Here is a 21,763-nt window from a genome sequence, read left to right as displayed (position 1 = left end):
CCTACATTACAACATACTTTCAGGAGGATACCCCATGGATAACACAGCTGATAACAACATACAAGCCGGTGCAGCTTGCACCGGCGAGGATTCTTTCTATATCGATCCGGTTCTCTACACCGGGCGCCCGGAAAACTGTTCTGGACGGCTGGAAAAGGAGATCCGCACTTATGACCTTCTGGATGAACTCCAGATTCCTTATTGGCGTCTTGACCACGATGCCACCGCCATGATCGATGCCTGCCATGACGTGGATGTCCGGCTGGATATCGAGATCTGCAAAAATCTGTTCCTGTGCAATGCCCAGAAGACCCAGTTTTATCTGCTCATGATGCCGGGGCACAAGAAGTTTAAAACAGCAAAGCTTCCAAACAGATCGGAAGTGCCCGCCTTTCCTTTGCAACACCTGATTTCATGGAAGAATTTCTGGATATCACGCCGGGCTCCGTCAGTGTACTTGGCCTCATGAATGACCATGACAACCGGGTGCGTCTTCTCATTGATCAGGATGTGATCGATCACCACACCTTCATCGGGTGTCATCCGTGCATCAACACTTCGAGCCTGAAACTCTACACCAAGGACATTCTGGAGAAGTTTCTTCCAGCGGTCCACCACGACTACACTGTCGTTCATCTTCCCTGGGAGGACTGATCTGGTTCCATGGAAAACAACCACAGACGAATGACCAAATCCTGCCTGACCAGGTTCCAGCTCCATACAGCCCAAGGACCAGGCCTGTGCAACTCAGTCCCATGTTCACGGCCACACAGCCGGCTGCCTGACCGACTGCCCTGCCATGGAACCATTCCTTTGATTCTTATTTCTTCAGCGGTCTGGTGACTTCTTTCAGCCAGGCCGCTTCTTCCTCGGTTAAATGCGGCGCGATCTTTTCATATACCTGTGCATGGTATTCATTCAGCCATGCTACATCCTGTTCTTCCATCAGAGAAACATCCACCGGCTCTAAGTCGATCGGTACATAAGTCAGATATTCAAAGCTTAAGAACTGACCATACTCGGTCTTTTCATCCTTCTTGCAGTATACCAGGTTCTCGGTGCGGATTCCGTGACTTCCTTCGATGTAAAGGCCCGGCTCATCGGAACATACCATGCCAGGCATGAACGGTGCGCTGTCCTGACGCTCCGGAACTACCCGGTAGCGGATGCCGATCGGGCGCTCATGCACGTTCAGCAAATAACCTACCCCGTGTCCGGTTCCGTGATTGAAATCCAGTCCACGTTTCCAGAGTGGCTCTCTCGCTACATAATCCAGACTCAGACCGCTGCAGCCCTGCATGAATTTCACATGTCCCAGACGCAGCATACTCATCAGCACCAGCGTGTAATGCTCTTTTTCTTCTTCGGTTACCGGTCCTAATGCAATGGTCCGGGTGATGTCCGTGGTTCCCTCATAATACTGTCCGCCGGAATCCACCAGATACAAGCCTCTTGCCTGCAGGCTCGCGCAGTGTTCCGGAACCGCTTGGTAATGGCAAAGTGCCGCATTTTCCCCATACGCGGAGATGGTGGTAAAGCTGATATCCAGCGCTCCATGGTCCCGGCGCATCTGATCCAGATGATCGGCCACGCTGCACTCATCCATTGGAATCTTTCCGATATTTTTCTTTAACCAATAAATGTATTTGGTCATGACCACACCGTCGGTGATGTGGGCTTTTTTCATATTTTCAATTTCAGTCTCATTCTTCTGTGACTTGGCATAGACAGTCGGGTTCATCTGGTCGATGATCTGGTTCTGCCCTGCACACTCTCGTAAATCGCATAGTTGACACGGCTCTTTTCCAACAGGATGCGGTGTCCCTTCAGTTCCTTTACATCTACGTAAATGTCATTGTATGGGTGCACAGTAACACCCAGGGCTTTCAGATAGTCCTGTACCTCACCGGAAAGCACCTGCGCATTTACATAGAAGCTTAAGGTTTCCTCCGTCACCAGCAGGTAAGACAGTACAACCGGATTACACGGAATGTCATTTCCGCGGATGTTTAACAGCCAGACAATATCATCCAGCGTGGTAAGGATGTGCACATCTGCATATGCCTTCTTCATCGCTTTTCTTACCTGTGCAATCTTCCCAGATGCAGACTGGCCTGCGTATTTTTCTTTCAGGATCCAGACTGGATTTGCAGAAAGCTCCGGGCGGTCCTCCCAGATTTCGCCGATCAGGTCGTGATCCGGGCAAATCGTAACCTGCTTGCGGGCAAGACGCTCTTTTAAGCCTTCGCCAGTCTTACTGTTGATGACGCGGCCATCAAAGCCAAGCACACCGCGCTCCGGCATATGCTCCTCCAGATACTGTTCTACCGTCGGCACACCAGGCTGGCCCATCTTCATCAGCTCCACACCGCTGTCTTTTAACTCACCGGCTGCCTGCACAAAATAGCGGCCGTCCGTCCAGAGGCCTGCCCAGTCTTTCGTGATCAGTGCCACACCAGCGGAACCGGTAAATCCGGTGATATATTTTCTGCACGCGAAGTGCTCTCCCACGTACTCCGACTCGTGAAAATCTGCTGTCGGTACAAAATATGCATCCATATGATAGGTCTCCATCAAATTGCGGAGACATGCGATTCTGTTAATGATCCCGTTCATGCTACTATCCTCTTTTTCTTCTTTTTTATGCTCTTGGAATTGCTTCATCGCCTGCCGCAGCTTTGCCTCTTCTCTGATTTTTCCGGTCCTCTGCCGCGCCATAGCTTTCGCAATTTTCATTCTTAATTTTTCCGCATAGCATCCTCAATAGCCGCCGCAATGCCCTCACTGTAGGTCGGGTGGGCACGCATAGCCAGGGAAAGCTGCTCAGCTGTCAGTCCATTAGCGATTGCCGTTGCCATCTCACCGATCATGTCCGTGGCACGCGGGCACATCATCTGCGCTCCCACAATGGTATTGGAGTACGCCTCAAATATCAGGCGGATAAAGCCGTGTTCTTCCCGCGTGATGATGGATTTTCCATTCTCTCCCATATCGTAAACGCCGCAGCGTACCTTCATGCCAAGCTCGCCGGCCCGCGCCTCGGTGATTCCGACCGTTGCAATTTCCGGCTCCGTATAAATGCAGCTCGGCACGATCGGAAGCGAAACAAACATGCCGTTTGGCACAGCCTCCAGACGGATGGTGTGCGGCTTTCCGGCCAGGTTTTCAATCACATAGGTTGCCTGCGCCATAGCTACGTGCGCCAGCTGGGTTTTTGCAGAAACATCGCCGATGGCATAAATGCCGGGCTCGCTCGTCTGGAAATCTGCATCGACTACTGGTCTTCCCTTCTCCATCTGCAGCGTCATGTCTTCGCCAAGAAGGCCATCCGTATACGGAGTTCTTCCTACCGCTACCACGACCTGGTTGGTCTTGATCTGGGTAATCTCATTCGTAGCAAGGTCACGCACCGTACAGACCAGGCTGTCTTCCTTGCGGATTTCCTCCACCATGGCATTGCAGTAAACGGTAATGCCCTTATCGGCCAGCTGCTCTTTCAATGCCTCGGAGACCTCTTCATCCATCGGTCCCAGCAGATGCGGACCCTTCTCTACGATAGTCACCTTTGAGCAGAGCGCCTGGAAGATCGTGGCAAACTCCACACCGATGACACCGCCGCCCATGATCACGATGCGGTCGTAGTTCCAGGTTGGCACAGCCAGCAGGCGGTCACTGTTGATGACGCCAGGAAGGTCGATTCCCGGAATTTTCGGCATTACCGGCTTTGCGCCGGTGGCAATGATGATGTTTTTCGCCCGGAGATATTCTTTTCCGTTCTCTCCCACCACCTCAATGGTCTTTTCGCGGCGGATGGTTGCTTTTCCCTTGATAAACGTAATATCATTTTTATCGAATAATTTCTGGATCTCGTCCCGGTAGCGGCGCACAGAGCGCTTCTTGTAATCCTGCATTTTTGCGAAATCAAAGGAAATAAAATCGGTCGACACCCCGAATTCATCGCTATGCTGCATCATGGAAAAAATATTAGACGCATGCAATAATGCCTTCGTCGGGATGCAGCCGCGGTTGATGCAGACACCACCAAGCTTATTTTCATCGATCACCGCTACCTTCATGCCAAAAGAGGCTCCCTTGATCGCAGCCGTATAGCCGCCCGGTCCCGCCCCGATAATCACCAGATCGTAATATGATGCCATAATTTTAAATTCCTTTCGTCTGTATCGTTAGATGTATATCATGGAATATTTGTTTTTTAGCAAAAAAAGTGAATGACTCATCCCTGTCTCATTCTCAAAAAAGATGCAGTGCCTCACATGCTTTATAGACTCCGTCTTTTGCAATATCGTCCGTGACATAATCTGCTGCCGCTTTCAGCTGCGGATGGGCATTGCCCATGGCTACACCGATCCCGGCAGTCGTCACAATCTCATAATCATTCATGCTGTCGCCAAATGCGATGGTCTGCGCAAGCGGTATCTTCCACAGCTTGCAAAGACGCTTGAGTCCTTCTGCCTTAGAAGCATCCTTCTCGATGATATCTGCCCCCTCCCGGCTGGAAAACATGGGAAGCTTGAGCATTGGGAATGCCTCCTCCACTTCCTTTGTACCGGGTTCATGCCCGATATAAGCCAGAGTCCGCACCGGCATGTCCAGAAGCTTCCACGGGTCGCGGAATTTCCGGTCCGACATGTTCCAGCGCACCATATCGTGGCGGGTTACACACCAGGGATTGATAAAATAATCGGTATCTCCGACCGTCATTCCAATGGCATAGTCCTTATCCTCTGCAAAATGCAGCAGTTCTTCCACCAACTCCCGCTTCATACAATGTTCATAGATCAGTTCCGCTCCGACCGTGATCTTGTTGCCATTTAGATGGATGATGGCATCCGGTTTCACCTGGTCAGCAAGTCCTTCACTGAACTTGGCATCCATGTCGCGTCCGGTAGCAATGACGATATAGTAGTGTTCATGCAGCCGGTCCAGCGCCTTAATGGCACTGTCCGGAATTTTATAATCTGCATGGTTCAAAAGCGTCATGTCCATGTCAAAGCTGACAATTCCCTTCATAGCAATTCTCCGTTTTCTTTCTGTGATCGCAGTTCCTTTATTTGGGAAGCCACCCGTAATACTAGTATCCATGATAGCAAAGTACGGGGGGACTGTAAAGTGAAATAAAAGAAACTAACAAGCAAAAAAGCACGGAAACCCCCTGCGGCTGCATAGGCTCTCCGTGCTTAGATTCCAATAGTTAATCGGGGCAACAGGATTTGAACCTGCGACCTCTCGGCCCCCAGCCGAGCGCGCTACCAAGCTACGCCATACCCCGATCGAACTATAATAGTATAGCAAAAATTCTCAGATTTGAAAAGCATTTTCTGAAATGTTTTCCCGATGTTTTCTGTCAGATTCTTTTTGCTTTTAAGCTCCAGTCTCTACACCCTTACACCGTCTCTCCTCCAGTCACCCTCCTGATATGGATTGCCAGAAACCCCGTTTCTTCCCGCGCAAACTCCAGCTTTAATTTCTGTTCCAGCTTTCGCAGGATCTGCTCTGCCAGTTCGTATTCTTTCGGGAAATTTTCCCTGGCATAAGATTCCAGATCTAAGTCGGTGCGTTCGCCTTTGCGGGCACGGGCCAGCATATAACGGACATGACTCATCAGCCGGTTGTAACCAAGCGAGCTGTAAGGCAGTTTCTTTCCGGTGCTTTCCTCGATCATGGACATACAGGCATTGACAAGACGCGCTGTTTCCAGCGAATCCGCTACATTTTCCTGTGCCAGCCCGGCATGGATATGCAAAGCGATGTAACCGGCCTCATCTTCTCCAAGTTGGATTCCTGTCATCTTTTTTAAGATTACGCATCCTTTTTTCGCAGCCTCATACTCTTCCTCGAATAATGCTGCGATATCCGCTTTAAATGGATTTGGAATTTCCTTTTGTTCCTTCGCCCGCGCTGCTGCCATGGCGATATGATCCGCCATGGGGATCAGAATATCATGCTGCAAAACTCCCATCGCCTCTTCTGCAAGCTCTATGATTTTCCCCGCTGCTTCTATATAAACCGGGTCAATTCCATTTACCCTGGTCAGAGCAGATGTTTTCTCATTGACCATTTCATAGCGCTTTGCCTGCGGAAGCGTCTGCATCCGCTCTCCCATCCGGTGTCCGAAGCCGACTCCGTTTCCAAGAAGAATCTGTTCCCGTCCGGTGGCATCGTCCAGAACCAGGATTCCGTTATTGTTTAATACTTTGATCACCCGATACATTCCCCTAACCTCCACGTTACCTTTTCTTCCCTTATTATACACGACAAATCCCGATTACCAAACGCTTTTTTCATGCTGTCTGGCATTTTCAAACAGCACAAAGGACGCGCCCTTCACGCGTCCTCTGTCTGTTCTATAAAAAATACTCCCTAAGTTTTATTGAATGATCATTCCTATCTGATCCAGCCGTTTCACCTGTTTTTCTCCCTCTAAGGTTAACTGCTGTCCCTCTGTCAGACCGGTAAAAATCACAATGCAGGCATCGCTCACAGCGTGCTCCCGGATATATACCGGATCGAACTCCATCAGTTTATCGCCTTTTGCAATTTTCTGTCCATCGCTCACGAAGACATGAAAGCCTTCCCCATTTAATTTTACGGTATCAACACCGATGTGAAGCAGATACTCTGTTCCGTCTGCCGCTTTCATGCCAATGGCATGCTTGCTTGGGAACACGAACATCACCTCACCGTCCTCCGGTGCCACAACCGTTCCATTCTCCGGCATGACCAGATAGCCGTCTCCCATGGCTTTGCTGGCAAATGCTTCATCCGGAGCTTCTGTGATTGGCTTTAAGATGCCTTCAAACGGAGAATACAAAACATGGCCCGGGTTTGTCTGTTCTCCGGCAGATTTTTCGGTTTCCGGCTCTATATTTTTTTCTGTCTTGCGTTCTGCATCTTCTCCATTCTTACCTGTCTCGGCAAATACGGTTTTCGTTTCTTTCCTGTGCTCATCTTTGCCAGACTCTGCAGTTACTGCTTCTGCCTCTTTCTCGTGTTCTTCTGCCAGATAAGACTCCAGCTCCGATTTGATCACGGTAACCTGCGGTCCGTAAATGATCTGGATTCCCTGACCTTTTACGATCACACCTACCGCTCCGGTGCTCTTAAGCATCTTTTCATTTACCAGAGACGGATTCTCAATGGAGCAGCGCAGTCTGGTTGCACAGCAGTCCACCGATGTGATATTCTTTCTGCCGCCCATGCCCTTTGCAATAGCTGCACTCCGGTTGTCGTTTGCTGCTGTCTGGCTCTGGCGTTCTCCCTCTTTCGCCTCGGCCTTGCGGGCATTCACATCTGCTTTCGTATAAAGCTTTGTTTCCTCGTCATCGTCCTCGCGGCCCGGGGTCTTTAAGTCAAACTTTTTGATGAGAAAGCTGAAAATGAAGTAATACAGCAGGAAATAGACGATTCCTGCCGGAATAATGCGCAGCCAGCTGGTTTTCGCATTGCCCTGCAGCACACCAAAGATCACCAGATCCAGAAGCCCTCCGGAGAAGGTAAGTCCCACCGCAATATTCAAAATGTGTGCGATCATGTAGGCACTGCCCGCCAGGATCACCTGTACTGCAAACAACATCGGTGCTACAAACAGGAAAGAAAATTCAATCGGCTCTGTAATACCGGTGAACATCGACGCAAGTGCCGCACTTAACAGAAGACCTCCTGCTGCTTTCTTCTTTTCCGGCTTTGCACAGCGGTACATAGCAAGTGCTGCTCCCGGAAGTCCGAAGATCATGAAAATGAACTCACCGGAGAAATACCGGGTTGCATCCGCACTAAAATGTGCCACGTTGGAGGATGCCAGCTGTGCAAAGAAAATGTTCTGACCGCCCTGGATCAGGTTTCCATCTACCATCATGGTACCGCCCACTGCCGTTTGCCAGAATGGCATGTAAAATACATGATGCAGACCAAACGGAATGAGCGCACGCTTAATGATGCCGAAAATCAGGGTTCCGAAATATCCGGTTCCAGTAACCAGTCCGCCCAGCGCAAAGATGCCGTTCTGGACAGCCGGCCAGATAAAATACATCAGAATGCCAACTGCAACATAAGTAACCGTGGAAATGATCGGCACAAAGCGGGATCCGCCAAAAAACGATAATGCGCTTGGCAGCTGTATTTTATAATAACGGTTATGAAGCGCCGCAACACCAAGTCCCACGATAATACCGCCAAATACACCCATCTGCAATGTCTGGATGCCGCAGACATTTGCAATGGTTCCATCTAACACGTCCGGTGCGATGGAACCGTCTGCCAGAACCTTTCCTGACAGTGAAAGCACCGCATTGATGGACGCGTGCATGACGAAAAAGGAAATCATAGCCGATAACGCGGCTACTTCCTTTTCCGCCTTTGCCATACCAATGGCAACTCCCACTGCGAAGATGATCGGCAGGTTGTCAAAAATCACATTTCCAGCCTTGCTCATGATCACAAGCAGTGCATGCAGGATCGTCCCATTTCCGAGAATTCCCTGCAGACCATAGGTTGCGATGGTCGTCTCGTTCGTAAAGGAACTTCCGATTCCAAGCAAAAGACCTGCGACCGGAAGCACCGCGATCGGAAGCATAAAGCTTCGCCCCACCCTCTGGAGCACTCCAAAAATCTTGTCCTTCATGTTCTTTCTCCTTTTTATTCCGAGTATTCAGATGCACATGGATGTTTCTTTCCGGAATTTTCTGCCGACAAACTATAGAAAAATATAGCTGCATTATCTTAAGCATACCCCAAAATCCCGGATTTCACTCTGTTTTACAGGAAATGATGCAAAACAAAAAGGCATGAATCGAAAGGACACCGTTTTGATGTCCCTTCGGTTCATGCCTGCTTTACCAGTAACACACCTGAATCTCTGTTTGTGATATTAGTATAGTTGGGGATGTGGGATCTGTCAACTAGATTTTAGTTAGATTATTATCTGCGGTATGCTTATTGATTTAGCTGCATCCGCAGCCAGAATCATTTACATCTCCCGGAAAACCCGGTCGTCCTCCTGGCCCTCCTCCTTCCCCGGGTCTTCCAGGTCTGTGGTCCTTATCCCGTCCTTCCCGGAATCCATCACGGAATCCGGCTCCATATCCTTCCCGGAATCCATCCTGGAACGCTTCTCTGGTATTTCGGTTCCATCCGCAGGAGCTTCCCCATCCCCAGTTATTCCAGCCGCAGCCATTATTGCAACTACTTCCGCAGCCGCCCCATCCATTCCATCCCCAGTCATTGCTGCATCTTCCGCAGCCATTACCGCAACCGTTATTGCATCTGCCGCAGTTGTTACCACAGTTCCCACAGCCTCCGCAGCCACAGCGGTTCCAGCCACCACAGTTGTTACCACAACGGTTATTTCCGCATCCATTCCAGTTACACATGATCAAAACTCCTTTTTTTCTTGCTTGTACTATATCTTATGAGCAGAGGGAGACAAGGGTGACAACCTCTGGGAGCGACCGTGACATGATTCTTATGCACCGCTTTTTTCTGTGGCACATAAGATGATACTAGAAACTCTGGAAAGGATTTTCATCATGGATTATTCCAATAACCGATGCGGCTGTATGCAAAGACCTCATTTGCTTCAGCCGCCTGCCGGCAATACAGAGAATGCCAGTCCTTGTTCCATGCAGCGTTCTATGCAGCCGGATATTCCTTACCAACCGCTTTCATCCGGAAATGTGAATGCGGGTTCTGGTTTTTATACAACAAGAAGAAACGACAGACCTTCCTGCCCGCTAAATCAGAGCAATGAAAGCAGACAAGTGACAGCACCGAATGCGGAAAGAGAGTGTCTACGGAATATGCCGGTCGCAATGGCGTATACACCCATGCAGCGCTGGAACCAGGTGTACGACAAAGAGCGGGGGCTTACCCGTGGGACCATTTTCCCCGAGCTTGACCTGCCGTTTGTGATGGGGAGGTGCAGATAATGGGTGCATGTAATGACCGGCTTTTGCAGAATGTATATGAAACTGGCTTCGCACTGGATGAAGCCACCTTATATCTGGATACGCATCCAAAATGCCCTATGGCCATGCAGTATTTTCAAAATGCACGGCGTATGAACGAACAGGCAATCCGTGCGTACGAAAAAGAAAATGGTCCGCTTCTGATTGCGAATGCAGATGCAGATACCTGGAACTGGGTCCAAGGACATGGCCATGGGAAGGAGGAATGCGCTGATGTGGAGATATGAAAAGAGACTGCAGTATCCGGTAAAAATTTCACAGCCGAATCCGAAGATGGCACAGTTTATCATGAGTCAATACGGTGGACCAGATGGCGAAATGGGTGCATCCATGCGTTACCTCTCCCAAAGATATGCGATGCCATATGATGTAGCAAAAGCTTCTCTAACAGATATCGGAACGGAAGAGCTTGCCCATTTGGAAATCGTAGCGGCAATTATTCATCAGCTTACACGGAATCTGACACCGCAGAAAATCGAAGAGTCTGGTTTTGGCCCTTATTATATTGACCATACAACCGGTATCTGGCCACAGGCAGCAGGTGGTGTTCCGTTTAATTCCTGTGAATTTCAATCCAAAGGAGATCCGATTACAGATCTGTTTGAAGATCTTGCTGCGGAACAAAAGGCACGCAGCACCTATGATAACATTCTTCGCGTCGTAAAAGATCCAGAAGTGTGCGATCCGATCCGCTATCTGCGTGCAAGGGAAATCGTGCATTTCCAGCGCTTTGGTGAGACGTTGCGACATGTACAGGATCAGCTGAACAGCAAAAATTTTTATGCGTTTAACCCGGCTTTTGATAAGTCTGCAAGTGCCGGAAATACTCCAGGGCAGAATTGCAGTTAAAATCACAAAAGCCACAAAATGCACACGAACGAAGAAAAACTCCAGGGGTGTCTTTTTCACCTCTGGAGTTCGCCGTTTTTCATTTCGTGTTTAGTTTCCTTTTTCGTGTTCTTTTTTCAGTTTTTCGTAACAGAATTTGATAATATCTTTTCTCGTTATGATCCCAATGAAAAGTCCCCTGTCATCTACCACCGGAACAAAATTCTGGTTCAATGCGCAGTCGATCATGTCTTCCATCCTGGATTCTGCCGTTACCGGCTTGTAATCTGCCCGCCGTGCAATGGACGCAACCGGGGCATTCTCTGCTTCTTTAAAATCCATCTGGTATTCTTTCCGGATTCCCCAGAGCAGGTCTCCTTCGGTTATGGTTCCGGCATATCTTCCGTCTTTGGATAGCAGCGGAATGGTGGAATAACGGAACCCTTCCATCTTGTCCAGTGCCTGACGCACTGTATCATCTTCATAAATGTGAGCAACCTCGCTCTTTAGAGTCAGAAAAAATAAGATATTCATTGTTCACCTCGTATTGTATTTTCACGGCACGACCCGCTCTTTGGACCAGAGTGGTTTCGTGCATCTTTCTCTTATAAAGTAAGTATAGCAAATAATTTCGACGATTCTATGAACAATTTCTAAATTCTTTCGAAACCAAACACCACGATATCTACAGTCTGAGCTGTTTTCTTCATGAAATCAGGATATCTTACGCATCCCTACTCCAGATAATCCAGCGGATCCACCGTTTTCTCTCCATGGTGCATTTCCAAAAAGACGTTGCTTCCTTCAATCGTATAGTATTTGGTTGGCTCTGCCACATAACCAAGGAGTGCCCCGGCTTCCAGGTATTCCCCCTGCACCGCGGTGATTTCTTTTAACTGGCCGCAGGTCACAGTGTAATCGTTTCCGAGATCAAGGACCACATAATCACCGATTTCCTCATTGTTTCCCACTTCCAGGACCCGGGCTGCTGCCGGAGCTTCAACCGGGGTACTGACCTCACTCTGGATCACAAGGCCCGGATTGCATTTGTACTGCTCCAGAGTCGGAAAATAGATGGTCCGGTCCATACTGTAATCCAGAAGGACATTGCCTCTGGCCGGCCACAGCATTTTACTGGTGTCCGCAAAGTCCAGCACCAACGTAGCCGCTGCAATACCACCTGCTCCAGCTTCTCTTGCTTCCGCTTCGGCATTCTCACCACTTCCATTTCCGGAAGCTACCGTACTTTGCCCGTTCGGAGTCTCTGCATTTTTCTCCGGTCCTGCTTCTTTTGCAATGTGTTCCTGCTCTGCGACCGCATTGTCCTGAGCGTTTCCGGCCTTCGCCTGCTGCATTTCTTCCTGTGTACTTTCCGGATCCGGTACTTCGGCATTGGAATTTCCTGCAAGCGGCATCTGATCGTTTGCTTCTTCTGCAAAATATTCGTCCTGCCCCTGCATATCCACATATGGCTTCTGTTCCTGTCCGTTTCCTCTCTGGATCGTAACGACACCTGCTGCGGCAACCATAGTCAGCAGGCCAAGCACCAACATGACCAGGAATAATTTATCCCGGAACATCTGATTCATTTTCTCTTTCACCGTTTATCACCTCGGTAGTAGTTTTGCCAAAGTGCCTTTTCTTATTCAGTGACCAGCGAAATATTTTTATAATAATATTTTAAAATGTCTTCAAAGCTCCATCCTTCTTCCGCCATGGCTTCTGCCCCATGCTGGCTGAGTCCATACCCGTGCCCACGCCCTTTTGTCCGAACGATGATCTGCCCCTGGGATTTCGTGTCAATCGTAAAACATGCGGATGGCAGTTCCAGCGCATACTGCACTTCATCGCCCGTATAAGTTCCCGGTCCGATTTTCATCTGGAGCACATACCCGGCATCATCGCGTTTCACAACCTGGATCTCAGAAGGCAGGCGTGCCTCATCCACTGCCTTGGAATCATTCAGTTTTCCAATCCGTGCTGCAAAATCTGATAGATTAAATGCTGTTTCACTTTCCAATGTTGCAGAATGTCTGTCCTTGTTTTTCTGCTCATCCCACCTGCTCTCTACGGACTGCAGGTATGGATAATCAGCCTCCCCGGTCCTGGTCCGCCCGGCACTGCATTCATGAAATAAAGGCAAAATGTAACGGTCATCATACTTCATAACCATTCCTGCAGTTTCTTTTGCGGCAAGCTTGCAGCGTTCCAGACTCTCTGCCAGCTGTTCCTTCTGATGCACGGTCAGTCCTGCCCCGTCAAATGCTGTCCGGTCACCCAGGTAGTCCAGGTCCAGCTCTTCCTCCTGAATTTCCTCCCGCTCTCCCATTTGACGGTATATGTAAGTTCGGGCAATCACCGCCTGGCATTTCAAAGCCTCCTGACCAAGTTCCGGACTTGCCTGGCAGACTACGACACCCGGCAGATAATCTTCCACCGAAAGATACGTCTTGATACCATAACGTTCCAGAATAACGCGGCGGCTCTGGAACATGTTCCTGCTTTCCTGCTGTGCGGCTGCCAGGGCAGATTCTCCGGAACGATTCGTATTTCCAGATATACCAAGTCTATCTGACTGGCCCGGAATCTTCTGTTCAGCTGGCAGATCTGCTGCTCCCGCCTCCACATCCCCCTGCTCGGCATTATGCGAATTTCCTGTCCAGTCCTGTCCTGCTGCATGCATGCAAAAGAAAGAAAACATCCAGGACACCATAAACAAAGCCGCAAAGATCACTCCAATTTTTCGCATAAAAAATCCCTCCAGATTATTTCTAATCTATGGAGGGATTTCTGATTTTATGCCAGATTTACAGTTCTACCTTCACCTTATCCAGATGCCAGATATCTTTTACGTACTCTTCAATGGTACGGTCGGAACTGAACTTGCCGCTGCATGCGGTATTGAGCATTGCTGCCTTTGCCCACCACTGCTCATCGCGGTATGCCTCGTCTACGCGCTTCTGTGCGTCTGCGTACATCCGGAAGTCTTTCAGGATGAAGTAGGTATCTGCACGGTCGCTGCTCAAGGTATTCAGCAGGGAGTTGTAAATATCACGGAACAGCTCTGGATCGTTCGGTGCATAGTAGCCGTTAATCAGCTGCATCAGCACGCGGCGGATATCCTGGTCGTTGTTGAAGATCTGCATCGGATCGTAGCTGTGGTCGTGCTCCATGCGGATGATATCGTCAGAGGAAGTACCGAAGATGAACGCATTTTCTGCACCAACCTCTTCCACGATCTCAACGTTTGCACCGTCCATGGTTCCCACAGTCAGGGCACCATTCAGCATGAACTTCATGTTACCGGTACCGGATGCCTCTTTACTTGCAGTAGAAATCTGCTCGCTGACATCGGCTGCCGCAAAGATGATCTCTGCGTTGGATACACGGTAATCTTCGATGAAAACAACTTTGATCTTGCCGTTGATGGACTTATCATTGTTGATCACATCTGCTACCGAGTTGATGAGCTTGATGGTCAGCTTTGCTCTCTTGTAGCCTGCTGCTGCCTTTGCACCGAAGATGAAGGTTCTCGGAACCATATCCAGGTTCGGGTTATCCTTCAGCTGGTTGTACAGATACATGACATGCAGGATGTTCATCAGCTGGCGCTTATACTCGTGCAGTCTCTTAACCTGAACATCAAAAATCGAACGCGGATCTACATCGATGCCGTTGTGCTCTTTGATGTATTTTGCCAGACGTACCTTGTTCTGGTACTTGATGTTCATAAACTCGTGCTGGCACTTCTCGTCATCCACATACAGCTTTAATTTGCTGATTACGGAAAGGTCAGTGATCCACTCGTCGCCGATCTTGTCGGTGATCCAGTCTGCCAGAAGCGGGTTTGCATGAAGCAGGAAACGTCTCTGGGTAATGCCGTTGGTCTTGTTGTTGAACTTCTGCGGCATCATCTCGTAGAAATCTTTTAACTCCTGCTTTTCCAGGATCTCGGTGTGCAGTCTTGCTACACCATTTACGGAGAAGCTGCCTGCGATTGCCATATGAGCCATCTTCACCTGACCGTCGTAGACAATGGCCATCTTCGCGATCTTCTCCTGGTTGCCCGGATATTTCTGCTGGATCTCGATGATGAAGCGGCGGTTGATCTCCTCTACGATCTGGTAGATACGCGGAAGCAGTCTGGAGAACAGTTCGATCGGCCATTTTTCCAGTGCCTCTGCCATGATGGTATGGTTGGTGTACGCACAGGTCTTGGTGGTAACATCCCATGCCTCTTCCCAGGTTAAATTGTAATCATCCAGAAGGATACGCATAAGCTCTGCAACTGCTACGGTCGGATGGGTATCGTTTAACTGGAATACGTTCTTCTCGTAGAATTTGCGGACATCATCATGCTTTTCCATGTACTTGCTTACGGCACGCTGTACACTTGCAGAAATGAAGAAGTACTGCTGTTTTAAGCGCAGCTCCTTACCTGCATAGTGGTTATCATTCGGGTAAAGCACATCACAGATGGTCTTTGCCAGGTTCTCCTGCTCCACGGCCTTCTGATAATCACCCTTATCAAAGGAATCCAGGTTGAAGGTGTTGATCGGCTGTGCATCCCAGATACGCAGGGTGTTGACTACGTTATTGCCATAGCCTACAACCGGCAGATCGTACGGAATCGCCATAACAGACTGGTAACCCTCCTGCACGAAATGCTCTCTTCCATTTTCCCATACGGTGCGCACATAACCGCCAAATCTTACCTCAGTCGCATACTCGGAACGGCGTACCTCAAACGGGTTGCCATCCTTTAACCAGTTATCCGGCACCTCGACCTGGTAACCGTTTTCAATTTTCTGTTTGAACATACCATAGTGGTAACGGATGCCGCAGCCATAAGCCGGGTATCCAAGCGTTGCAAGAGAATCCAAAAAGCATGCGGCAAGACGTCCCAGACCACCGTTTCCAAGTGCTGCATCCGGCTCCTGGTCCTCGATCACGTTTAAGTCGAAGCCAAGCTCATCTAAGACTTCCTTCACTTCGTCTCTTGCCATAATGCTGATGATGTTATTGCCCAGCGCACGTCCCATCAAAAACTCCATGGAAAGATAGTAAACGGTCTTTACATCCTTCTTCTCATATTCCTTATGGGTCGCGATCCACTCGTCGATGATGACATCCTTTACCGCATAGGCAACAGCCTGGAACACCTGGTTCGGGGTTGCCTCATCAATGGTGCGGCGGTACAGGTTCTTCACGTTATCGACAACGCTCTTTTTAAATGTTTCTTTGTCAAACCCTTTGTTTGCAATGACTTTCATACTGGATCTCCTCTCCTCAGTTGCAGTCTGCCCTTATAAACCTTTTCAGGCCAGGCATGCCAATGCTGCCGCCCATGTGCTGCACGGGTGACAGCATTGCTGTTATATGTTGCGCAAACAGGAAACACCATCGCAGCAACATCTTATACATACCTTATTTTTCGCAGCTGTCATCTGTTGCTTTTTCAACACCCAACATTCCGGTCTCACCGTTAATATTCCACTCTTTTGCGTATCCACTCATCTGTCCAAGGAAAATGTGATCGGCAAGTACTTCACCTTTAATGGTGTCTGCATATTTCTTAAAGATAGCAGCGATCTTATCGTTATTATCCTGATATACATTAATATGATCGGTAACCTCAAAACCTGCTTCTTTTCGCATGGTCTGGATCTTGCTCACAACCTCGCGGACAAAGCCCTCTTCCAGAAGTTCCGGAGTCAGGTTGGTATCCAGGGCTACGGTTACATAGTTGTCACCCTCAGATACATAGCCTTCGGTCTGTGCCATCTCAATCAGGAGGTCCTCTTCGGTCAGAACTACCGGCTCGCCGCCGAAGTCAAACTTCAGTGCGCCCTCTGCCTTTAAGGTATCCATAGCGGCATTTCCGTCGATCTCAGACAGTGCCTTGCGGATATTGCCAAGCTGCTTGCCGTACTTCGGTCCGACGGTCTTAAGCTGCGGCTTGAAGCTGTAGGAAGTGAAGTTTCTCACATCGTCTACAAATTCAACGCTCTTGACATTTAACTCGTCCTCAATGATTTCTACGTAGAAGTCAGACAGCTTGTTCTCAGCCTTGACATACATCTTACCAATCGGCTGGCGGTTCTTGATGTTTGCAGTATTTCTTGCTGCACGGCCGAATACAACAATCTTTAAGACTTCCTCCATATCGGACTCTAACTGCTTGTCGATGAGCTTTTCCTCTACAGCCGGGAAATCGCACAGATGGATACTCTCCGGAGCTGTCTTGTCGATGCTTCTTACCAGGTTCTGGTAGATGTCCTCGGTCATGAACGGAATCATCGGAGCTGCAGCCTTGGAAACCGTTACCAGAGCGGTGTACAGCGTCATGTAAGCATTGATCTTGTCCTGCTCCATGCCCTTTGCCCAGAAACGCTCACGGCTTCTTCTGACATACCAGTTACTCATGTCATCTACGAATTCCTGCAGGGCTCTTGCAGCCTCCGGGATGCGGTAGTTTGCCAGGTTATCATCCACATCTTTGACCATGGAGTTTAACTTGGATAAGAGCCACTTATCCATAACCGGCAGCTTATCGTAATCCAGTGTATACTTGGTTGCGTCGAAGTTATCGATGTTTGCGTAGAGAACAAAGAATGCATAGGTGTTCCACAGGGTACCCATGAACTTTCTCTGGCCTTCCTGCACGGCTTTTCCGTGGAAACGGTTTGGCAGCCACGGTGCGCTGTTGATGTAGAAGTACCAGCGGATCGCATCGGCACCGTAGGTCTCCAGTGCATCGAACGGGTCAACCGCATTACCCTTGGATTTACTCATCTTCTGTCCGTTCTCATCCTGAACATGACCCAGAACGATAACATTCTTGTACGGTGCTTTGTTGAAGATCAGGGTAGAGATCGCAAGCAGGGAATAGAACCAGCCACGGGTCTGGTCTACTGCCTCGGAGATGAAATCTGCCGGGAACTGCTTTTCAAACAGCTCTTTATTCTCGAATGGATAATGATGCTGTGCGAACGGCATGGAACCGGAATCAAACCAGCAGTCAATAACCTCCGGTACACGGTGCATCTGCTTGCCGCACTGCGGACAGGTGATGGTGACATCGTCGATGAATGGACGATGCAGCTCAACCTCGCCGTTTGTCTCTTTGTCCATCTCTTTTGCATATTTCTTTACAACATCTGCGTAGTTCGGGCTCATGGACTTTAACTCTGCCTGGCTTCCGATGGAATGCTGGCAGCCGCACTCACACTCCCAGATGTTAAGCGGGGTGCCCCAGTAACGGTTACGGCTAACGCCCCAGTCCTGAACGTTCTCCAGCCAGTCGCCGAAACGTCCTTTACCAATGCTCTCCGGAATCCAGTTGATGGTGTTGTTGTTGCGGATCAGGTCATCCTTTACAGCCGTCATCTTGATGAACCAGGATTCTCTTGCATAGTAGATCAGAGGTGTGTCGCATCTCCAGCAGTGCGGATAGCTGTGCTCGAAGTTCGGTGCGGAGAATAACAGTCCCTTCTCGTCTAATGCCTTTAATACCAGCGGATCGGCTTTCTTTACAAATACGCCTTCCCACGGAGTCTCTTTGGTCATCTCGCCCTTGGCATCAACCAGCTGTACGAACGGCAGGTCATATTTTCTGCCGACCTTGGAGTCGTCTTCACCGAATGCCGGTGCAATGTGTACGACACCGGTACCATCGGTCAGGGTTACGTAGTTATCGCATACAACATAGAATGCTTTCTTTTTCTGCTTCTCACAGATTGCAACTGCACAGTCAAACAGCGGCTCGTACTCTTTGTACTCTAAGTCTTTGCCCTTATAGCTCTCTAATACGGTGTACTCACCTTCAAGAACAGTATCGCAAAGTGCTTCTGCCAGGTAGTAGGTATAATCGCCGTTTTTCACCTTTACATAGGTTTCATCCGGGTTTACGCAGAGTGCCACGTTAGACGGCAGGGTCCACGGTGTGGTGGTCCATGCCAGAATGTAAGCATCCTCGCCCTTTACTTTGAAGCGGGCGATCGCGGAACGCTCTTTGACATCTTTATAGCCCTGTGCTACCTCATGGGAGGAAAGCGGGGTACCGCAGCGCGGACAGTAAGGAACGATCTTGAAACCTTTGTACAGAAGTCCCTTCTCCCAGATCTGCTTTAATGCCCACCACTCAGACTCGATGAAGTCATTGTGATAGGTAACATACGGATTGTCCATGTCTGCCCAGAAACCCACAGTGCCGGAGAATTTCTCCCACATGCCTTTGTATTTCCAGACACTCTCTTTACAGTGCTCGATGAACGGCTCCAGACCATACTGCTCGATCTGCTCTTTGCCGTCCAGGCCCAGCATCTTCTCCACCTCCAGCTCAACCGGAAGTCCGTGGGTATCCCAGCCTGCCTTACGCGGAACCATGCAGCCTTTCATGGTGCGGTAACGCGGGATCATGTCCTTGATGACACGGGTCAGTACGTGGCCGATATGAGGCTTGCCATTTGCGGTAGGCGGACCATCGTAGAAGGTGTAGGTCGGACCCTCTTTTCGGGAATCCATGCTCTTCTGGAAGATGTGCTCATCATCCCAGAACTTTTCAATTTTTTTCTCTCGCTCTACAAAATTCATATTTGTAGGTACTTTCTCATACATGCTTTTCTTTGCCTCCAATCTTTGACGCATGCAGCGGGACATCGTGTGTATAACTATCGAAATGGAATCCGGCTTGCCGGATTCCCGCGCCGAGGTGCGGCTGCTTTGCAGCCATCTGCCTCTGCACCGAGTGCGCATCCCTGCGGAGCGGCTTTTTTGTATCAGAGGATATTCCTCTGATACAAAAAAAGCCGTTCCCTGCAAACAGGAAACGACACTTCTTGCCACTTTTGACCACCTATTACTGCATACCAACATATGAGTTCCGGTTAACGGCGGAATGCCGGCGGGGCTTACTTGGAAGATTTTATTCTGACACTGTATAAGCAATTTCCGATTGTCTGCACGGTGTGCATCAGCAACCCAAAACAAATGGCAGATTTTCTGTACGTTCAGCCTGCGGCTCGGGAGTGATCTTCGACTGCTGCCTTACTTGCACCGGGCTTCCACCACCCCCGGCTCGCTCGTGCCTCCTGACCGTTGTTTATTGCTGGTCGCTTTCCGGCACCTGCGTTCTATACAGCGCTACTGTCTCCGTCATAGCCTTTTTGATATTACATTCTTTTTCATTATATTGATTTGTCTGGGAATTGTCAAGGTTTCCGCGGCCAGTCGGTTTGTTATTTTCCTGTCAATCGCATTGTTTTTTGAGAAAACTAATGGTATACTACTTATGTTTTACACAAATTTAACCGAAACCAGAAGGAGAACCGGTATGAGCGAACGTAACCTGACCCTGCTCACAGACTTTTACGAACTGACCATGATGCAGGGCTATTTTAAAGAAAAAGATGCAAACGAGACCGTCATTTTTGACGCGTTTTACAGAAACAATCCGGTAGGCTCCGGCTATTCGATCTGCGCTGGTTTGGACCAGGTGATCGACTATGTAAAGAACCTGCATTTTGAAAAAGATGACATTGATTACCTGCGCACTACCGGCATGTTTGAGGAGGATTTTCTCGAGTATCTGAGCAACTTCCATTTCAGCGGTGATATTTACGCGATCCCGGAAGGAAGCGTTATCTTCCCAAGAGAACCACTTGTAAAGATCATTGCCCCGATCATGGAAGCCCAGTTAATCGAAACTGCCCTGTTAAACATCATCAACCATCAGTCCCTGATTGCCACCAAGGCAGCACGCGTCGTCTATGCCGCACAGGGCGATGGAGTTATGGAGTTTGGTCTGCGCCGTGCACAGGGTCCGGATGCCGGTATCTATGGTGCCCGCGCTGCCATGATTGCCGGATGTATCGGTACTTCTAACGTACTCTGTGGAAAGATGTTCGATGTCCCGGTCAAGGGAACCCACGCACACAGCTGGATCATGAGCTTCCCGGACGAGCTGACCGCATTCCGCACCTACGCAAAGCTGTATCCAAATGCCTGCATCCTTCTGGTCGATACTTACGATACCTTAAATTCCGGTATTCCAAATGCCATTAAAGTCTTCACTGAGATGCGCGAAGCCGGCATTCCGTTAACCTTCTACGGAATCCGCTTAGACAGCGGTGACCTGGCTTACCTGTCCAAGAAAGCAAAGAAGATGCTCGATGCAGCCGGATTTTCCGATGCAGTCATCTCCGCTTCCAACGACTTGGACGAGACCCTGATCTCTTCCTTAAAGCTTCAGGGCGCAGCCATCAACTCCTGGGGTGTCGGCACCAACCTGATCACCTCCAAAGACTGCCCATCCTTCGGCGGTGTTTACAAACTGGCTGCGATTCAGGACAAAGCTACCGGAAAATTCATCCCGAAGATCAAGCTTTCCGAAAATGCAGAAAAGATCACCAATCCGGGCAATAAGACCATCCGACGCATCTACGACAAGGAAAATGGCAAGATCATTGCTGACCTGATCTGTCTGGTTGACGAGGAATACGACACCAACAAGTCCCTTCTTCTCTTCGACCCGATTGAGACCTGGAAAAAGACCCACCTGGCACCAGGCAGTTACACCATGCGTGAGATGATGGTTCCGGTCTTCTTAAAAGGTCAGTGTGTCTACGAGTCCCCGAAGGTTATGGATATCCAGAAATACTGCAAGAAAGAACTCTCCACCCTGTGGGAAGAGTCCCTGCGACTGGAATACCCGCACCGCGTGCATGTGGATCTGTCCAAGCCGCTGTGGATATGAAGAACCAGCTGCTTGACAGCTATCACTATCACGAATAAACAATATTGCACAGTAAATAGCATAAGTCCGAAAGCCCCCGCCCCGCCATGCGTAACCGCATTCACGCGAATTTTCGCCCGTTTTGCTCCGCCGCCTATTGACCGTTCCTCCGCTAACTCGCTCACTGCGTTCGCTCAGACAGAGCTCCGAAACGGTC

13 protein-coding genes, 1 tRNA gene and 3 pseudogenes are annotated in these 21,763 nt (G+C 49.3%); 5 read left to right on the top strand and 12 right to left on the bottom strand.

Annotated features, from left to right (window positions below; all coding sequences use genetic code 11):
* The first annotated feature begins 34 nt into the window (after positions 1 to 34).
* A pseudogene (locus tag DXA97_RS17185) lies at positions 35 to 654 on the top strand (prolyl-tRNA synthetase associated domain-containing protein).
* Positions 655 to 820: 166 nt separating this feature from the next.
* On the opposite strand, the pseudogene DXA97_RS17180 reads toward DXA97_RS17185, so the two are convergent.
* The 7 genes and pseudogenes from DXA97_RS17180 to DXA97_RS20345 form a co-directional block, all read right to left on the bottom strand.
* A pseudogene (locus DXA97_RS17180) lies at positions 821 to 2,616 on the bottom strand (aminopeptidase P family protein).
* Positions 2,617 to 2,738: 122 nt separating this feature from the next.
* Complete coding sequence (gene lpdA, locus DXA97_RS17175; RefSeq protein WP_118721226.1) at positions 2,739 to 4,157, bottom strand: dihydrolipoyl dehydrogenase; 1,419 nt, start codon at positions 4,155 to 4,157, stop codon at positions 2,739 to 2,741.
* Positions 4,158 to 4,251: 94 nt separating this feature from the next.
* On the bottom strand, positions 4,252 to 5,031 hold the full coding sequence (locus DXA97_RS17170) for a Cof-type HAD-IIB family hydrolase (protein WP_243107726.1): 780 nt from the start codon (positions 5,029 to 5,031) through the stop codon (positions 4,252 to 4,254).
* Between the two features lie 185 nt (positions 5,032 to 5,216).
* A tRNA-Pro gene (locus tag DXA97_RS17165) sits at positions 5,217 to 5,290 on the bottom strand.
* A gap of 114 nt (positions 5,291 to 5,404) precedes the next feature.
* A complete protein-coding gene (locus tag DXA97_RS17160; protein ID WP_118721225.1) occupies positions 5,405 to 6,232 on the bottom strand; it encodes a PRD domain-containing protein in 828 nt (275 codons plus the stop codon).
* Positions 6,233 to 6,388: 156 nt separating this feature from the next.
* A complete protein-coding gene (locus DXA97_RS17155; RefSeq protein WP_118721224.1) occupies positions 6,389 to 8,641 on the bottom strand; it encodes a PTS transporter subunit IIABC in 2,253 nt (750 codons plus the stop codon).
* Positions 8,642 to 8,986: 345 nt separating this feature from the next.
* A complete protein-coding gene (locus DXA97_RS20345) occupies positions 8,987 to 9,376 on the bottom strand; it encodes a hypothetical protein (RefSeq protein ID WP_182436944.1) in 390 nt (129 codons plus the stop codon).
* A 169-nt stretch (positions 9,377 to 9,545) separates the two neighbouring features.
* On the opposite strand from DXA97_RS20345, the gene DXA97_RS17145 reads away from it, so the two are divergent.
* The 3 genes from DXA97_RS17145 to DXA97_RS17135 are packed head-to-tail and all read left to right on the top strand — an operon-like array spanning position 9,546 to position 10,832.
* Positions 9,546 to 9,944, top strand: coding sequence for a spore coat associated protein CotJA (locus tag DXA97_RS17145; protein WP_243107725.1), 399 nt, complete (start codon positions 9,546 to 9,548; stop codon positions 9,942 to 9,944).
* Positions 9,944 to 10,210 carry a spore coat protein CotJB gene (locus DXA97_RS17140; RefSeq protein WP_118721223.1) on the top strand — a complete coding sequence of 89 codons (267 nt, stop codon included), beginning with the start codon at positions 9,944 to 9,946 and terminating at the stop codon, positions 10,208 to 10,210. The genes DXA97_RS17145 and DXA97_RS17140 overlap by 1 nt, the downstream gene beginning before the upstream one ends.
* Positions 10,197 to 10,832 (top strand): manganese catalase family protein, encoded by a 636-nt coding sequence (locus DXA97_RS17135; protein WP_118707203.1) that lies wholly within the window; start codon positions 10,197 to 10,199, stop codon positions 10,830 to 10,832. The genes DXA97_RS17140 and DXA97_RS17135 overlap by 14 nt, the downstream gene beginning before the upstream one ends.
* A 90-nt stretch (positions 10,833 to 10,922) precedes the next feature.
* On the opposite strand, the gene DXA97_RS17130 is transcribed toward DXA97_RS17135, so the two are convergent.
* From DXA97_RS17130 to ileS, 5 genes are all read right to left on the bottom strand, one after another.
* Positions 10,923 to 11,345 carry a CBS domain-containing protein gene (locus DXA97_RS17130; RefSeq protein ID WP_118721222.1) on the bottom strand — a complete coding sequence of 141 codons (423 nt, stop codon included), beginning with the start codon at positions 11,343 to 11,345 and terminating at the stop codon, positions 10,923 to 10,925.
* Between the two features lie 200 nt (positions 11,346 to 11,545).
* Entirely contained in the window at positions 11,546 to 12,412 is an 867-nt protein-coding gene (locus DXA97_RS17125; protein WP_118721221.1) for a M23 family metallopeptidase, read from the bottom strand.
* 41 nt (positions 12,413 to 12,453) lie between these two features.
* Positions 12,454 to 13,560: a SpoIID/LytB domain-containing protein gene (locus DXA97_RS17120; RefSeq protein WP_118721220.1), complete on the bottom strand. Its 1,107-nt coding sequence runs from the start codon at positions 13,558 to 13,560 to the stop codon at positions 12,454 to 12,456.
* Between the two features lie 58 nt (positions 13,561 to 13,618).
* Positions 13,619 to 16,084 carry a glycogen/starch/alpha-glucan phosphorylase gene (locus DXA97_RS17115; RefSeq protein ID WP_118721219.1) on the bottom strand — a complete coding sequence of 822 codons (2,466 nt, stop codon included), beginning with the start codon at positions 16,082 to 16,084 and terminating at the stop codon, positions 13,619 to 13,621.
* Between the two features lie 154 nt (positions 16,085 to 16,238).
* The gene (ileS, locus tag DXA97_RS17110; protein ID WP_118721218.1) at positions 16,239 to 19,430 is read right to left on the bottom strand and encodes an isoleucine--tRNA ligase; all 3,192 of its coding nucleotides are present in this window, start codon (positions 19,428 to 19,430) and stop codon (positions 16,239 to 16,241) included.
* A 715-nt stretch (positions 19,431 to 20,145) separates the two neighbouring features.
* Here ileS and DXA97_RS17100 point away from each other — a divergent pair.
* Positions 20,146 to 21,605, top strand: a pseudogene (locus tag DXA97_RS17100) (nicotinate phosphoribosyltransferase).
* Positions 21,606 to 21,763 lie beyond the last annotated feature (158 nt).

Origin of the sequence: Clostridium sp. OF09-36, assembly GCF_003481985.1 — a bacterium.
In the GTDB taxonomy this organism is placed as follows: Bacteria; Bacillota; Clostridia; order Lachnospirales; family Lachnospiraceae; genus Brotaphodocola.
The sequence above is the reverse complement of the archived record's forward strand: the minus strand, read 5'-3'. Positions and strand labels throughout refer to the sequence as shown.

Excerpts from the sequence above, each read along its gene's own strand:
- DXA97_RS20345 (WP_182436944.1), bottom strand. The coding sequence starts at position 9,376 with ATGGATGCGGAAATAACCGTTGTGGTAACAACTGTGGTGGCTGGAACC.
- DXA97_RS17130 (WP_118721222.1), bottom strand. The coding sequence starts at position 11,345 with ATGAATATCTTATTTTTTCTGACTCTAAAGAGCGAGGTTGCTCACATT.
- DXA97_RS17115 (WP_118721219.1), bottom strand. The coding sequence starts at position 16,084 with ATGAAAGTCATTGCAAACAAAGGGTTTGACAAAGAAACATTTAAAAAG.
- lpdA (WP_118721226.1), bottom strand. The coding sequence starts at position 4,157 with ATGGCATCATATTACGATCTGGTGATTATCGGGGCGGGACCGGGCGGC.
- DXA97_RS17135 (WP_118707203.1), top strand. The coding sequence starts at position 10,197 with ATGTGGAGATATGAAAAGAGACTGCAGTATCCGGTAAAAATTTCACAG.
- DXA97_RS17140 (WP_118721223.1), top strand. The coding sequence starts at position 9,944 with ATGGGTGCATGTAATGACCGGCTTTTGCAGAATGTATATGAAACTGGC.
- DXA97_RS17120 (WP_118721220.1), bottom strand. The coding sequence starts at position 13,560 with ATGCGAAAAATTGGAGTGATCTTTGCGGCTTTGTTTATGGTGTCCTGG.
- ileS (WP_118721218.1), bottom strand. The coding sequence starts at position 19,430 with ATGTATGAGAAAGTACCTACAAATATGAATTTTGTAGAGCGAGAGAAA.
- DXA97_RS17145 (WP_243107725.1), top strand. The coding sequence starts at position 9,546 with ATGGATTATTCCAATAACCGATGCGGCTGTATGCAAAGACCTCATTTG.
- DXA97_RS17155 (WP_118721224.1), bottom strand. The coding sequence starts at position 8,641 with ATGAAGGACAAGATTTTTGGAGTGCTCCAGAGGGTGGGGCGAAGCTTT.
- DXA97_RS17160 (WP_118721225.1), bottom strand. The coding sequence starts at position 6,232 with ATGTATCGGGTGATCAAAGTATTAAACAATAACGGAATCCTGGTTCTG.
- DXA97_RS17170 (WP_243107726.1), bottom strand. The coding sequence starts at position 5,031 with ATGAAGGGAATTGTCAGCTTTGACATGGACATGACGCTTTTGAACCAT.